At 56.8% G+C, this 14,621-nt stretch carries 13 protein-coding genes; 4 read left to right on the top strand and 9 right to left on the bottom strand.

Going from position 1 to position 14,621, the window contains the following annotated elements; genetic code table 11:
- Positions 1–60 precede the first annotated feature (60 nt).
- Complete coding sequence (gene dld, locus ABLV08_RS14230) at positions 61–1,794, top strand: D-lactate dehydrogenase (RefSeq protein ID WP_020078299.1); 1,734 nt, start codon at positions 61–63, stop codon at positions 1,792–1,794.
- A gap of 92 nt (positions 1,795–1,886) precedes the next feature.
- Positions 1,887–2,441 (top strand): GNAT family N-acetyltransferase, encoded by a 555-nt coding sequence (locus ABLV08_RS14225; protein WP_015365736.1) that lies wholly within the window; start codon positions 1,887–1,889, stop codon positions 2,439–2,441.
- A 44-nt stretch (positions 2,442–2,485) separates the two neighbouring features.
- Here ABLV08_RS14225 and pbpG read toward each other — a convergent pair whose 3' ends face one another.
- Together pbpG and ABLV08_RS14215 are read right to left on the bottom strand one after the other, a co-directional pair.
- On the bottom strand, positions 2,486–3,436 hold the full coding sequence (gene pbpG / locus ABLV08_RS14220) for a D-alanyl-D-alanine endopeptidase (protein ID WP_161798740.1): 951 nt from the start codon (positions 3,434–3,436) through the stop codon (positions 2,486–2,488).
- A 174-nt stretch (positions 3,437–3,610) separates the two neighbouring features.
- Positions 3,611–4,198: a Yip1 family protein gene (locus ABLV08_RS14215; RefSeq protein WP_015365733.1), complete on the bottom strand. Its 588-nt coding sequence runs from the start codon at positions 4,196–4,198 to the stop codon at positions 3,611–3,613.
- Between the two features lie 154 nt (positions 4,199–4,352).
- On the opposite strand from ABLV08_RS14215, the gene ABLV08_RS14210 reads away from it, so the two are divergent.
- The gene (locus tag ABLV08_RS14210) at positions 4,353–4,946 is read left to right on the top strand and encodes a DedA family protein (RefSeq protein ID WP_015365732.1); all 594 of its coding nucleotides are present in this window, start codon (positions 4,353–4,355) and stop codon (positions 4,944–4,946) included.
- Between the two features lie 27 nt (positions 4,947–4,973).
- Here the strand turns inward: ABLV08_RS14210 and mdtQ are convergent, their stop codons facing one another.
- Positions 4,974–6,413 (bottom strand): multidrug resistance outer membrane protein MdtQ, encoded by a 1,440-nt coding sequence (mdtQ, locus tag ABLV08_RS14205; protein ID WP_020078297.1) that lies wholly within the window; start codon positions 6,411–6,413, stop codon positions 4,974–4,976.
- Positions 6,414–6,537: 124 nt separating this feature from the next.
- On the opposite strand from mdtQ, the gene ABLV08_RS14200 reads away from it, so the two are divergent.
- Positions 6,538–7,272 carry a class I SAM-dependent methyltransferase gene (locus ABLV08_RS14200; protein WP_046883899.1) on the top strand — a complete coding sequence of 245 codons (735 nt, stop codon included), beginning with the start codon at positions 6,538–6,540 and terminating at the stop codon, positions 7,270–7,272.
- Between the two features lie 38 nt (positions 7,273–7,310).
- Here the strand turns inward: ABLV08_RS14200 and ascB are convergent, their stop codons facing one another.
- The 6 genes from ascB to maiA form a co-directional block, all read right to left on the bottom strand.
- Positions 7,311–8,705 carry a 6-phospho-beta-glucosidase gene (gene ascB / locus ABLV08_RS14195; protein WP_348855972.1) on the bottom strand — a complete coding sequence of 465 codons (1,395 nt, stop codon included), beginning with the start codon at positions 8,703–8,705 and terminating at the stop codon, positions 7,311–7,313.
- Positions 8,706–8,720: 15 nt separating this feature from the next.
- Positions 8,721–10,688: a PTS beta-glucoside transporter subunit IIABC gene (gene bglF / locus ABLV08_RS14190; RefSeq protein WP_348855971.1), complete on the bottom strand. Its 1,968-nt coding sequence runs from the start codon at positions 10,686–10,688 to the stop codon at positions 8,721–8,723.
- A gap of 28 nt (positions 10,689–10,716) precedes the next feature.
- Positions 10,717–11,550 (bottom strand): transcriptional antiterminator BglG, encoded by an 834-nt coding sequence (gene bglG / locus ABLV08_RS14185; protein ID WP_015365726.1) that lies wholly within the window; start codon positions 11,548–11,550, stop codon positions 10,717–10,719.
- Between the two features lie 210 nt (positions 11,551–11,760).
- Positions 11,761–12,693: a tRNA dihydrouridine(16) synthase DusC gene (gene dusC / locus ABLV08_RS14180; RefSeq protein ID WP_348855970.1), complete on the bottom strand. Its 933-nt coding sequence runs from the start codon at positions 12,691–12,693 to the stop codon at positions 11,761–11,763.
- Positions 12,694–12,767: 74 nt separating this feature from the next.
- The gene (locus ABLV08_RS14175; protein ID WP_126033372.1) at positions 12,768–13,961 is read right to left on the bottom strand and encodes a 3-hydroxybenzoate 6-monooxygenase; all 1,194 of its coding nucleotides are present in this window, start codon (positions 13,959–13,961) and stop codon (positions 12,768–12,770) included.
- A 12-nt stretch (positions 13,962–13,973) separates the two neighbouring features.
- Entirely contained in the window at positions 13,974–14,618 is a 645-nt protein-coding gene (maiA, locus tag ABLV08_RS14170; protein ID WP_015706104.1) for a maleylacetoacetate isomerase, read from the bottom strand.
- Positions 14,619–14,621 lie beyond the last annotated feature (3 nt).

Below are 14,621 nucleotides of genomic sequence, written 5' to 3'. Positions count from 1 at the left end.
GTCATACAAAGCGGTATGCTAACAGCGATATAGCTTTTCTGTGCCCACAAGGAGTGAATCATGTCATCTGCAACAACAATAAATAACCCTCCCTTTTTGGCGGAACTGGCGCGGCTGGTTGGCTCCTCGCATCTGTTAACCGATCCGGCGAAAACCCAGCGTTACCGGAAAGGTTTCCGCTCCGGCCACGGCGATGCGCTGGCGGTGGTGTTCCCCGGTACCCTGCTTGAATTATGGCGAGTTCTCAGCGCCTGCGTCCAGGCTGACAAAATTATCCTGATGCAGGCGGCGAATACCGGCCTCACCGAAGGCTCCACCCCAAGCGGCAATGATTACGATCGCGAAATCGTCATTATCAGCACGCTGCGTCTGGATAAGCTGCACCTGCTGGATAAGGGTGAGCAGGTGCTGGCCTACCCTGGCACCACCCTCTATTCACTGGAAAAAGCGCTAAAACCGCTGGGCCGCGAACCGCACTCGGTGATCGGCTCTTCCTGCATCGGCGCATCCGTCATCGGCGGTATCTGTAACAACTCCGGCGGATCGCTGGTGCAACGCGGACCGGCCTATACCGAAATGTCGCTGTTCGCGCAGATTGACGCCGACGGCAAACTGAAATTAGTCAACCATCTGGGAATCGATCTTGGCTCAACGCCGGAGCAAATCCTGAGCCGCCTCGACGATGACCGTATCAACGATGCCGACGTGCAGCACGATGGCCGCCACGCCCACGATCACGATTACGTCACCCGCGTGCGCGACGTCAACGCCGATACCCCGGCTCGCTATAACGCCGACCCGGACCGCCTGTTCGAATCCTCCGGCTGCGCCGGCAAGCTGGCGGTCTTCGCCGTCCGTCTCGATACTTTTCCGGCGGAAAAGCGCCAGCAGGTGTTCTATATCGGCACCAATCAGCCGGAAGTGCTCACCGAAATCCGCCGCCACATCCTCGCTGAATTCAATAATCTGCCGGTAGCCGGTGAATATATGCACCGCGATATTTACGATATCGCCGAAAAATATGGCAAAGACACCTTCCTGATGATCGATAAGCTCGGCACCGACAAAATGCCGTTCTTCTTCACCATGAAGGGGCGCACCGACGCGATGCTGGAAAAAGTCTCCCTGTTCAAGCCGCACTTCACCGACCGCTTTATGCAGAAGCTCGGTCACGCCTTCCCGGCGCACCTGCCGGAGCGTATGAAAACCTGGCGTGATAAGTACGAACATCATCTGCTGCTGAAGATGGCCGGCGACGGCATCGAAGAAGCGCAAAAGTGGCTTACGGAGTATTTCCAGCAGGCCGAAGGCGATTTCTTTGTCTGTACCGCGGAAGAAGGCAGCAAGGCATTCCTGCACCGCTTCGCCGCTGCCGGCGCGGCGATCCGCTATCAGGCGGTACATGCCGACGAAGTGGAAGATATTCTGGCGCTGGACATCGCCCTGCGCCGCAATGACACCGAATGGTTCGAACATCTGCCGGCGGAAATCGACAGCCAGTTGGTCTACAAGCTCTACTATGGCCACTTTATGTGCCACGTCTTCCACCAGGATTACATCGTGAAGAAAGGGGTCGACGCGCACGAACTGAAGGAAAAAATGCTGGATCTGTTGAAAGCGCGCGGCGCGCAGTACCCGGCGGAGCACAACGTCGGGCATCTGTATGAAGCGGCGGAGAGTTTAAAACGCTTCTATCGCCAGAACGATCCCACCAACAGCATGAATCCGGGGATCGGCAAAACCAGCAAACAAAAATACTGGGGCGAGGTGCAGAAGCCGACGGAAGCACAATAATCGTTAACCAGGACTGTTCAGCCGCGGGGCTTCTGTATTACGCTGCATGCCGGAGAAAAAGACTCTCCGGCCAATTAGCTTGAGGAGCCCCCATGTCCGCCAAGGATAAGTTACAAGACGCCGACTTAGAGATCCGCGAAGCGTTGCCTGATGACGCGCATGCGATTGCCGCGCTGTACGTCTGGCACGTGCTTAATGGCCGCGCCTCGTTTGAAGAGATCCCGCCTACCGTCGACGAAATGCGCAAGCGAATCAAAACCGTGCGCGATAACGGGCTTCCGTGGCTGGTCGCGCTGTGGCGCGGCACCATTGTCGGCTACTGCTACGCCACCTTTTACCGCCCTCGCCCGGCCTATCGCTATACGCTGGAAGAGTCCATATACGTTGAGTCCGGCATGGGCGGGCGCGGCATCGGCAGCGCGCTGCTGACACGCCTCATCGCGCAATGTGAACAGGGGCCGTGGCGGCAGATGCTGGCGATTATCGGCGACGGACATAACAACGCCGGCTCGATTGCCATCCATAAGAAATTTGGCTTTACCGTTGCCGGACAGCTGCGCAGCGTCGGCTATAAGATGGGCGACTGGCGCGATACCCTAATCATGCAGCGCCAGCTTGGCGACGGCGACTGGACGTTACCGGAGTGATATCAAAATTCCCGGATTGCGGCGCAATCCGGGGGAAGGACAAATTAATCGTTCTGCGCGGTCTGCGTGCCGCCTTTCAGCATCGCTTCCGCCATCTGCGCTTCACGCTGCTTTTTATAACTCAATGCGGATGCCGGAACCGGCATCACCTTGCCGGTTTCAATCCAGGTCCGTAAACGGCTGGCGTCGGCAAAGTGGGTATATTTGCCAAACGCGTCCATTACCACCAGCGCCACCGGGCGTTGATTAATCACCGTGCGCATAATCAGGCAGTGGCCGGCGGCGTTGGTAAAGCCGGTTTTGGTCAACTGAATATTCCAGTTATCGCGATACACCAGATGGTTGGTATTGCGGAACGGCAAGGTATACGCCGGATGCGCAAAGGTGGCGGTATCTTCTTTGGTGGTGCTTAGCTGGCCGATCAGCGGATATTGTTCGCTGGCGATCAGCAGCTTAGTCAGATCGCGCGCCGTGGAGACGTTATGCACCGACAGGCCGGTCGGCTCAACATAGCGTGTATGGGTCATACCCAGCGCCTGCGCTTTGGCGTTCATCGCGCGGATAAAAGCGTTATAACCGCCAGGATAGTGGTGTGCCAGGCTGGCGGCGGCACGGTTTTCCGAAGACATCAGCGCCAGCAGCAGCATATTGCGGCGGCTGATTTGGCTGTTAAGTCGTACGCGGGAATAGATACCTTTCATCTCCGGCGTCTGGCTGATATCAACGGTCAGCATTTCGTCCAGCGGTAAATGCGCATCCAGCACTACCATAGCGGTCATCACTTTGGTAATAGACGCCATCGGGCGCACCAAATCGGGCTGGCTGGCGTAAATGATTTTCTTGGTCGCCAGATCGACGATCATCGCGCTACCGGAAGCGATGTCCGGCTGTGAAGCGGCGGTTACCGCAGTGGTTTTTGCTATCGCCTGGGGCGCAAAAGGCACAGCCAGCAGCAAAGTCAGGCTGAGCAAAGAAATTCGAAAATTCGGCATCATGGGCATTCTGAAAAGTATTTTTGCACGTTATAGAACGTACGCCGCGGCGTAAAGTGAGCTACGCCGCTGGCAAACGCCATCATACCGCGTCATAACGCCCTGAGGCCAATAAGAATCGTGAGTAAATGCTGCATTGCCGACATAATTATTCATTTCTGCCGGCAATGCATTTGATTAGAAGAGTCGGTACCCGTAGCCCCACAGCACGACGGTGATCGCCAGCAGCACTTCCAGCACCAGCACCCCGATAGCCAGGGTTGAGCTGGCGAAGCTGAGCCCCTCTTCCTTATTAATACTCAGGAAGGTCGGAATACCCAGATACAACAGATAACCGGTGTAAAACAGCGCGATGGTGCCTATCAGCGCGCACAGCCATACCAGCGGATAGAGCGCCACGATCCCGCTTAAAAATAGCGGCGTCGCGACGTAGCCGGCAAAGACCATACAGCGTTTCAGCGACGGCTGCTGCGGATAGCTTCTGGCCATCCACCAGATCACCCGCCCCATCACCGCCACCCCCGCTAACATCACGGCGTAAAACAGTACCGCTAATACCAACCCGGTCATCAGCGAGAGCTTAATCACCGTACCGTCGCCGAAGTTCCAGCCGAGCTGCGTCGTACCGATAAAGGCGCAGATAACCGGAACCGCCGCCATCACCAGCACATGATGCGTGTAGTGGTGCGAAACGGTCTCATTTTCACTCTTGATCACGCTCATCTCTTGATTAGGATGAGCGAAGAGTCCCCAGACATGGTTCATAGCGTCCCCCTTGTCACGGCTTCGTACAGCACTGATCCAAGTATAATTCACTCTGTAGATTATTTTGTGTACAGCGATAAAAATCCGCTTCAGCGCGTTTTAATCATCAGGGTGTATGATTAAGGGACTGGTAAGAGTAGGAGTTTATGTTTATATGGATATCAATCACCTGATTTCCCAATACGGCTACGCGGCGCTGGTTATTGGCAGCATCGCAGAAGGTGAAACCATCACCATCCTTGGCGGCGTGGCGGCACATCAGGGTCTATTGAAGTTTCCTTTGGTGGTCATCGCCGTGGCCTTAGGCGGCATGATCGGCGATCAGCTGTTGTATTTCCTTGGACGTCAGTTCGGCGGTAAGCTACTGCGCCGCTTCTCGCGGCAAAAGGCGCGCATCCGTAAAGCGCAGCGCCTGATTCAGCGCCATCCCTATCTGTTCGTTATCGGCACCCGCTTTATGTACGGCTTTCGGGTTATCGGCCCGGTCTTGATCGGCGCCAGCCGCTTGCCGCCAAAAATATTTCTACCGCTGAATATTTTTGGCGCCATCGTTTGGGCGCTGATTTTTACTACCCTTGGCTATCTTGGCGGCGAAGCGATCGGCCCGTGGCTGCACCATCTCGATCAGCACGTTAAACACTGGATCTGGCTGATCCTCGTAGTGGCGCTGGTGGTCGGGGTTCATCTGTGGCTGAAACGCCGGGAAGCGAAAAGAAAAGAGGAAGATACAGAGGATGATAATCAATAGCGGCGCCGCGCGCCGCTATTGATGCCGTTATTTTGTCGTCTGGTGATAACCGCCGCCCAGTGCGGAAGTCAGCTGAATGCTGGCATCCAGCCATTGGCCGTGCAGACGCAGTGCGGTGATTCGCTCCTGTAGCGCAGGCAGCTTCGCCATGCTCACGCGGGAACCGGATAAGATTCCCGCATTCATCCGCGCCTGGGCGAGATTGACCACCCGCTGCGCGTCTTTCTCCACCTGCTGCTGCTGCTGGTTTTTCTCCATCAGCGTCTCTACCTGGCTTGCGGTTTTCGCTACCTGGTTCACCGCATCGACCACGGCTTTGTTGTATTTAGCGATCGACAGGCCGTTCTGCGCGCTGGCGATGTCGAGATTGGCATTCAGCCTGCCGCTATCAAAGATAGGCAGCGTCAGCCCGGCGGTGACGCCCATCTGCTGCGCCGAATGGCGGAACAGATCGCTTAAATGCAGCGCATCCTGTTGCAGGAACGCCATCAGGTTGATATCCGGATAAAACGCCGCTTTCGCCGCATCAACTTCGCTTAGCGAGGATTCAATATACCAGTGGGCTTCCTGCAGATCCGGACGGCGGGCCAGCAGTTCATAACCCAGTTCGCTCGGCATTTGCGCGCTGACTGCGGGCAGCGGCGCCGCTCGCAGATTGAGCGACTGGCTCTGGCTGTTGGTTAACGCCATCAGCCGCGCTTCAATCTCTTTCATATTACCCGCCACGTCGGCCAGCTGCTGATCGGTTTTGCTGACGTTAATGTCGTTCTCCGCCCCTTCGGCGGAGTTGGTGATGCCACGCTGATAGAGCGCGGTATCGACGCTAACAATATTATTCTGTTCGCTTTTGACCTGCTGCAGCACCGTTTTCACCGCTGCTTCGGTCTGCCACTGCCAGTACAGGCGCGCCACGCTGCTGGCCAGCAGCTCGCGGGTCTGCGCCTGCTCGGCGACCTGGGCTTTCACTTCGCCGATACGCGCTTTCACCAACGCACGGTTTTTCCCCCACAGATCCAGATCCCAACCGGCAGTCAGACCAAAGGTACCATTGGTGTACCAGGGCCCGGTGTTGCCGTCGGTATCAGTAGCGAACGGTCCCATCAGGCCTTCCGCGGACATTTTCTGCCGTTCGATATCGGCGGAGAAATCCATCTCCGGACCAAGATTCGCCTGCGACATTCGCGCCTGCGCTTCGGCCAGTTTGATGCGCTGCGCGGCAATTTGCATGTCCGGGGCATTGGCTAACGCGCGCTGAATCAGATTATCCAGCTGGGCATCGTGGTAGTCTTTCCACCAGTCGGTGTGCGGCCAGCCATTTTTTACGGCGGCGGGAAGATCCATAGAAACATGAGATGCCGGGGTTTGCTGCTTTAAAGGGCCGCCAATGTCATGGGATGGCGCGCAGCCAGCCAGCGCGATGGCCAGTGGCAGTGCCGCCAGCACGCTTTTGCTCAGTGTAAGGTTCATTCTTCAGGTCGGGTTACTTATAAAGGTTGGTCATCATAAATTAATTGAATGGCGTTCGTTAAGTAAAGCGTGTGCATTGACAATGAGTCAGCTAAAAATAAACAAAGTTATTATTGGAGTTGCAATGAGTCAGAACATTTATGACGATCCCGGTTTCTTTGCCGGTTACGCCACCCTTGATCGTTCGGTGAAGGGGCTTGACGGCGCGCCGGAGTGGCCGGCAATTCAGCGCCTGCTGCCACAGTTAGACGGCCTGCGAGTAGTCGATCTCGGCTGCGGATACGGCTGGTTTTGCCGCTGGGCGCAGCAACAGGGAGCAAAACAGATAATCGGTTTTGATCTCTCCAGCCGGATGCTGGAGCGGGCGCGGGAGATGACCACCGGCGAAACTATCCAATATCGCTGCGCCGACCTGCAAACCCTGACGCTGCCCGCCGAGAGCTGCGATCTGGTCTACAGTTCGCTGGCGCTGCATTACCTGCCGGATGTCGCCCCGCTGTTCGCCACGCTCTATCAGGCGCTGGTTCCCGGCGGTAAGCTGGTCTTCTCCGCCGAACATCCCATCTATACCGCGCCGCTGCAGCAGGGCTGGCAGGTAGATGAACAGGGGCAGAAACGCTGGCCGGTCAGCCACTATCAGCAGGAAGGCGAACGTATCAGCAACTGGTTTGCCGAGGGGGTGATTAAACAGCATCGCAAACTCTCAAGCTGGATTAACGCGCTCATCGCCGCCGGTTTTATGCTGGAGCAGCTTGATGAGTGGGGCCCGAGCGCCGAGCAAATCGCCGCCCAACCGGCGCTGGAGGAAGAGAAAGAGCGTCCGATGATCTTTTTACTGCGCGCCGGTAAACCGGCTTAAACGGCATGCGGCCCGGATCAACCGGGCCGCTGAACAGCTTATTCCTGCAGGCTACCGCCGTTACTGGCAATCACCGCCTGATACCAGGCGAAGCTTTTCTTCTTACGCCGTTCAAGCGTCCCCTGCCCGCGATCGTCACGATCGACATAGATAAAACCGTAGCGCTTGGACATCTCGGCCTTCGACGCGCTAACCAGATCGATTGGCCCCCAACTGGTAAAGCCCATCAGTTCAACGCCGTCAGCAATGGCTTCGCGCGCCTGCACCAGATGATCGTTGAGATAGCTGATGCGATAGTCATCGTTGATGCTGCCGTCGGCTTCGATTTTATCTTTCGCCCCCAGACCATTTTCAACGATAAACAACGGCTTCTGATAGCGGTCCCACAGTACGTTTAACAGGGTACGCAGCCCCAGCGGGTCTATCTGCCAGCCCCACTCCGAGCTTGCCAGATGCGGATTCGGCACCATGCTGAGAATGTTACCGCGCGCCTGCTGGTTCAGCGCTTCATCGGCGGTGACGCAGCCGGTCATATAGTAGCTAAAGGAGATAAAATCGACGGTCTCTTTCAGCGCTTCCCGGTCACCGTCGGTGATGGTCAGCGTAATATCGTTTTCGCGGAAATAGCGCTGCATGTAGCCCGGATAGGCGCCACGGCACTGCACATCGCCGAAGAACTGCCAGCTGCGGTTTTGCTGCAGCGTTTCAAAGACATCTTCCGGCTTGCAGCTCAGCGGATACATCAGCCCGCCGAGCAGCATATTGCCAATCTTCCCTTGCGGTACCAGTTCATGACAGGCTTTGACCGCCAGCGCGCTGGCCACCAACTGGTGGTGGATAGCCTGATAGACTTCGCCTTTACTGCTACCGGCCGGCAAACCGACGCCGGTCATTGGCGCATGCAGCGACATATTAATTTCGTTAAAAGTGAGCCACAGTTTGACCTGATTTTTATAGCGGCTGAATACCGTCCTGGCGTAGCGTTCGAAAAAGCCAATCACCTTGCGACTGCCCCAGCCGCCATAGTTTTTTACCAGCGCCCACGGCATCTCATAGTGCGATAGCGTCACCAGCGGAGTGATATTATGCGCGGCCATCTCGGCAAACAGCTTGTCGTAGAAAGCCAGCCCGGCTTCGTTCGGCTCGGCGTCATCACCGTTCGGGAAGATACGCGTCCAGGCGATCGAGACCCGCAGACAGTTGAAACCCATCTCAGCGAACAGCGCGATATCCTGCGGGTAACGATGGTAAAAATCGATCGCCACATCTTTAATACTGCTATCGCCCGCGACGCGCTCCACGACGTCGCCGAATACCCCCTGCGGCTGTACGTCGGAGGTGGATAAACCTTTGCCATCTTCCAGATACGCCCCTTCGACCTGATTTGCCGCGGTGGCGCCGCCCCATAAAAAGCCCTGTGGGAATGTTTTCATCGCTCTCTCCTGTAATTAATGGCTGACGGACAACAGCGGCTGGCCGGCATCCACGACGCTCGCGGATACAATCTCAACGCTACGGTATTCATCGCTGTTGCTGATAATAATCGGGGTCGCCAGGTCGTAACCGGCGTCCAGAATAGCCTGACGGTCGAACTCCAGCAGCAAATCGCCGGCCTGAACTTTATCCCCCTCTTTGACATGGGCGGTAAACGGTACGCCGTCGAGTTTGACGGTATCAATGCCGACATGGATCAGTAGCTCAATGCCGCTGTCGCTCAGCAGGCCGATGGCGTGTTTAGTCTGAAACAGCGAGGCGACCTCGCCAGAAAACGGGGCAATGACCTTGCCCACCGCTGGAATAATGGCCACGCCTTTACCCAGCAGTCCGCTGGCGAAGGTGCTATCCGGCACCTGGTCGAGGGCCAGTACGCTGCCGGACATCGGCGCCAGAATATCGTTTTCCGCCGCAGGCGCGACGACGATCGCCTGTTCAGCCTGGCTGCGCGGCATGCCGGCAAAGAAGGTCAATACGCAGGCGAGAATGAAAGCCACCCCGGTGCCGATTAATCCGCCCCACACGCTAAAATCAATACCGCCGGGCGGGATCATCTGCGCCGGAAAGAAAATGTTCGGCACCCCAAAGGAATAGGCGTAGCTATTACTGAAGGCGGTGATCGCGCCGCCAATCGCGCCGGCGATACACCCGAAGATAAACGGGCGACGTAACGGCAGCGTCAGGCCATAAATGGCAGGCTCCGTGATGCCAAACAGCCCGGCGGAAAACGCGGAACCGGCCAGCATCCGCTGACGCGAATCGCGCGTGGCCAGCAGTATCCCCAGCACGGCGCCCACCTGGGCTATCACCGCCGGCAGAATAATTGGCAGCATAGAATCATGCCCCAACACGGTCATGTTATTGATCATCAACGGTATCAGCCCCCAGTGCAGGCCGAAAATAACGCATACCTGCCATAGCGCGCCCAGCACTGCTCCTGCCAGCCATGGGGCAAAAACGTAGATAACCTGATAGCCATTGGCAATCATGTGGCTCAGCCAGGTCGCCAGCGGGCCTATCACCAGAAAGGTCAGCGGCACTACCACCGCCAGGCAGATTGCCGGAGTAAAAAAGTTCTTCATCGCGGACGGCAGCACCGCGTTACTCTTACGTTCCAGCCAGCAGCAGACCCACGAGGCGAGGATAATCGGGATCACTGACGAGCTGTAATTAATAAAGGTCACCGGGATGCCGAGAAAGTGCTCCACTGGCGCCCCCGTCTGACTGGCTTCAAAGGCCTGAATCATCAGCGGGTGGGTTAATGCCCCGCCGATCACCATTGAGATGAACGGGTTGCCGCCAAACTTTTTGCCAGCGGTGTAGCCAAGAAACAGCGGGAAGAAAAAGAACAGCGCATCGCTGGCGGCAAACCAGATTTTATAGGTCCCCTGCTGCGGCGTGAGCCATCCGCAGGTTAGCGCCAGCGCCAGCAGACCTTTCAGCAGCCCCGTCGCCGCCATCACGCCAATAAAAGGGGTAAAGATGCCGGAGATGATGTCGATGAGTTGACTTAATACCGAGCTTTTTGCCGCTTTCTCCTGTGTTACCGGTTCGCTGTCGTCGCTTAACCCCGCCTGCTGGCGCACTGCCAGCCAGACATCGTGAACATGGTTACCGATGACCACCTGAAACTGGCCGCCGCTTTCTACCACCATGATCACGCCGGGGTTCGCCTTCAGCCCTTCGGCATCGGCCTTCGCATTATCCTTCAATTTGAAACGCAGACGTGTCGCGCAGTGAACCAGACTCACAATATTCTCTTTGCCGCCGACGCGGTGAAGAATATCCTGCGCGAGTGCTTTATATTCCATGCTCTTTTCCTTACTGCCGCTGCCCACAGACAACCGGCGACTGAGTAGTAAAAATAAAAAAACCCGAGAACCACGCCGGTTGGCGTCGCGCTCAGGTTTTGCCTGCATCATGCAGTAACAATCCAGTTTTGTGGGGGAATTAACGCCCCTCTTTTCTTACCCGTTCAATATGAATGGCAAGAAACATAATCTCTTCGGTGGTCAGCGCCCGTTGATAATTCTTTTGCAAGTGCTTCGCCACCGTTTCCGCGCACTTCCACGCTTTGGCGTAGTTATCTTTCACCGCGCTGTGCAGCGTGACGTCGTCATCCTGCACTACCGTTCGCGTTAACATGCGCTGGGCAAAAAACTTCAGGTGGGTCACAAAGCGCTGGTAGCTGAGCGACTCTTCGTCATAGTTAAGCTGCAGCTGATACTTCACCAGTTGCAGGATCTCCTGCATCACCCGCGTCACGTGCATCACTTCCGGCATTTCGCTGTTGAGCTGCGCCGTCACCAGATGCAAAGCGATAAACCCGGCTTCATCCTCGGCAAGCTCGACGCCCAGCCGGCGGGCGATAATGGCCCTCGCCTCCTGACCCAGTTCGAACTCCTTCGGATACAGCCGTTTAATCTCCCACAACAGCACGTTGCGAATCGCGACGCCGTTTTTCTGCCGCTCGATGGCAAAGTGACAGTGGTCAGTTAAGGTGATATATAAACTTTCCTGTAACTTTCCCAACCGCCCGCGGGCCAGGTCGATGATACGATCGCAGGTAGTCATCACTTCTAACGGTATCTGACTGAGTAATTCGCCTAAGCGGCCAACCAGTTCATCGCTTTGTAAGGCGAAGACTTTTTCAATTTTACTTTCGTCCAACGAGTCGCCCACGCGCTTTTGAAAGGCCAGCCCTCGCCCCATCACCACCTGTTCGCGCTGCTGCTCGTTGACCACTACCACCACGTTATTATTAAGTACTTTGGCGATTAGCATATGAACCCCAGAAACAAAAAAACCTGACCCCCGACAAATGCCAGGTAATCAGGTTTCGCCTGCCGAAGCAGTAGCAATCCAACTATTGCACTGTATCAACTTCTTGTGACGACTCAAGCGCGAGGGAATAAAAACGTGATACAGCTCGCGTCGTATCGTGCAGGAATAAGTGCTAATTAATAAAGTGCGTACGGAATAACACCGCCTTATCTAATAACGTGCAATCGTTTTCGCTATCTCTGCTGAGGTTTGCAAGGTGCGAATTTCATTAAAGAGGCCAAGCGCTTCCGTGTATTCTTTGCGTAAATAGCCCAGCCACTGCTTAATGCGCGCCACGTGATATAAACCGGTATCCCCCTGCTTTTCCAGCTGAGTATATTTTTTGAGTAACTCAACCACCTGCGGCCACGGCATACGCGGTTCATTGTATTTAATTACCCGGCTGAGATTCGGCACATTGAGCGCGCCGCGGCCAATCATCACTGAATCACAGCCGGTAGCGGCCATGCACTCCTGCGCGCTTTGCCAGTCCCAGATTTCGCCGTTGGCAACCACCGGGATGGCCAGGCGCTGGCGGATTTCGCCGATGGCCTGCCAGTTGATGCGTTCAGCTTTGTAACCATCCTCTTTCGTGCGGCCATGCACCACCAGCTCGCTGGCGCCCGCCTGCTGTACCGCGTCGGCGATTTCAAAGCGCCGTTCGCCGCTGTCCCAGCCGAGGCGAACTTTCACCGTCACCGGCAGGTGATCGGGAACCGCTTCGCGCATGGCTTTCGCCCCGCGATAGATAAGCTCGGGATCTTTCAGTAACGTCGCGCCGCCGCCGCTGCCGTTCACCAGCTTCGATGGACAGCCGCAGTTTAAATCCACGCCCCAAGAGCCAAGCTCCACCGCGCGGGCGGCGTTTTCCGCCAGCCATTGCGGGTATTGCCCCAACAATTGCACGCGCACGCGGGTGCCGGACGGAGTACGGCTTTGATGGTGCAGTTCCGGGCACAGTCTATAGAACGATTTAACCGGCAGCAGTTGGTCCACCACGCGCAGAAATTCGGTGATGCACAGATCGTAATCGTTAACCTCGGTCAGCAGCTCGCGCACCAGCGAATCGAGCACGCCTTCCATTGGCGCCAGTAATACACGCATATCGTTACCCGGAAAAAAAAGAGGCGCTATGGTAGCGCCTCTGTGCGTCGGTTGAAAGACCTCAATACCAGACCTTAGCGTGGTTCGAGGCAGTTATCCTCTTTCCAGCCGTAAAGCCACTCGATACCCCGGTAAAATTCATCCTGCGCTTTACCCTTCCAGAGAAGATTACGTACCTGACGTTCGACCCCCGCCGCGTGATAAATCCGCCCCATTTCACGGGTTGACCAGACAATTCGCGCGGTACGCGGAATACGCACCGACTCGTATAGCGCGAAGGCGTGAGCGGCGTCGCCGTCGCACTGCTGCAGCGCTTTACCTATCGTTACCGCATCCTCCAGCGCCATGCAGGCGCCCTGCGCCATATATTGCGCTACCGGATGGGCGGCATCGCCGACCAGGGTAATGCGATCGTTGCCCCACTTTGCAACCGGCTCGCGGTCGGCGGTGGACCAGCGGCGCCAGGAAGTCGGCTTGTCGAGCATCTGCCGCGGGCGCGGATGAATCCCTTTAAAGTAAGAGAGCACCTCTTCTTTACTACCGTCGCGCACGCCCCACTCTTCGCTTTCGCGGCTATGGAAGGTGACCACCAGGTTGTACTGTTTGCCGCCGCGCAGCGGATAATGCACCAGATGGCAATGCGGCCCGGCCCACAGTACTGGCGCGTTAATACGCAGGTCTTCCGGCATGTCGGCGGCCTCGATCACCGCGCGGTACACCACGTGGCCGGTGACCCGCGGCGCATCGCCGAGCAGACTCTGGCGCACCACTGACTTCACGCCGTCGCAGCCCAGCAGAATATCGGCGGTCCAGCTGTTGCCTTTGTCATCAAAGACCGTCACGTCATCGGCGGTCTGGCGGATATCCACCACCTGAGTTGAAGTCCGGTATTCCACGCCGGGATGGGTCAGCGCGGCTTCCCAGACGGTGGCGTGAATGTCCACCCGATGGATCACCGCATACGGGCCGCCGAAATGGTCACGGAAGGCCTGCCCGGTCTCGATACGCACTACCTCTTCCCCATTCACCGCATCCATCATCGTGATATGGTCAGTAAACACCGCGCGCTGGCGCGCCACTTCGCCGACGCCGAGGCTATCCAGCGCTGAAAACGCATTCGGCCCCAGCTGAATACCGGCGCCGATTTCACCGATTTCATGCGCCTTTTCCAGCAGCATCACTTTGATCCCCTGGCGCGCCAGAGAGAGCGCCGTCGCCGCGCCGCCAATGCCGCCGCCAACGATAATTGCTCGCGTCACTTTCGCCATTTTCCCTCCTCCCTAGGCCGGAATTTTGTCTTGTTGATTTTCCGGCGCGGCGGCAATAAAGGCCGGTAGCCGGGTACAGGCGTCGTAAACCGCCTGGCAGCGCGGATAATGGCTCAAATCACACCCCATCCGCTGCGCGTTGGCCCATTGCGGCACCAGACAACAGTCGGCGAGCGTTGGTCTATCGCCGACGCAGAAAGCGCCGGATTTCGATTGTCGCAGCAGTTGCTCCAGCGCGCTCAGCCCCTGCTGGATCCAGTGGGCGTACCAGCGTTTTTTGTCCGCTTCGCTGACCTTCAACTCATCGCTAAGGTAGCGCAAGACCCGCATGTTATTAATCGGATGAATATCGCAGGCGATGGCGTAGACCATCTCCAGCACCCGCATCCGCGCGGGATCCTCCTGCGGCAGCAGCGGCATTTGTGGGTAGTGGCGGTCAAGCCAGTCAACAATCGCCAGCGACTGACCCAGCGATTCACCGTCATCGGTGATAAGCGTCGGTACCAGCCCAACCGGATTGAGCCGCCGGTACTCCAGCGCATTCTGCGCCCCGATGCGGATATTCACCCCAACGCTCTGATAATCGATGCCCTTGAGGGCCAGCGCGATGCGCACCCGATATGAGGCAGAGCTATTAAAAAAACTGTACAGCTTCATTGT

It is taken from the genome of Klebsiella sp. CN_Kp088, from assembly GCF_040064335.1.
Taxonomy (GTDB): Bacteria; Pseudomonadota; Gammaproteobacteria; order Enterobacterales; family Enterobacteriaceae; genus Klebsiella; species Klebsiella aerogenes.
Note: the sequence above shows the minus strand (reverse complement) of the source record. Positions and strands in the feature narration are given on the sequence as shown.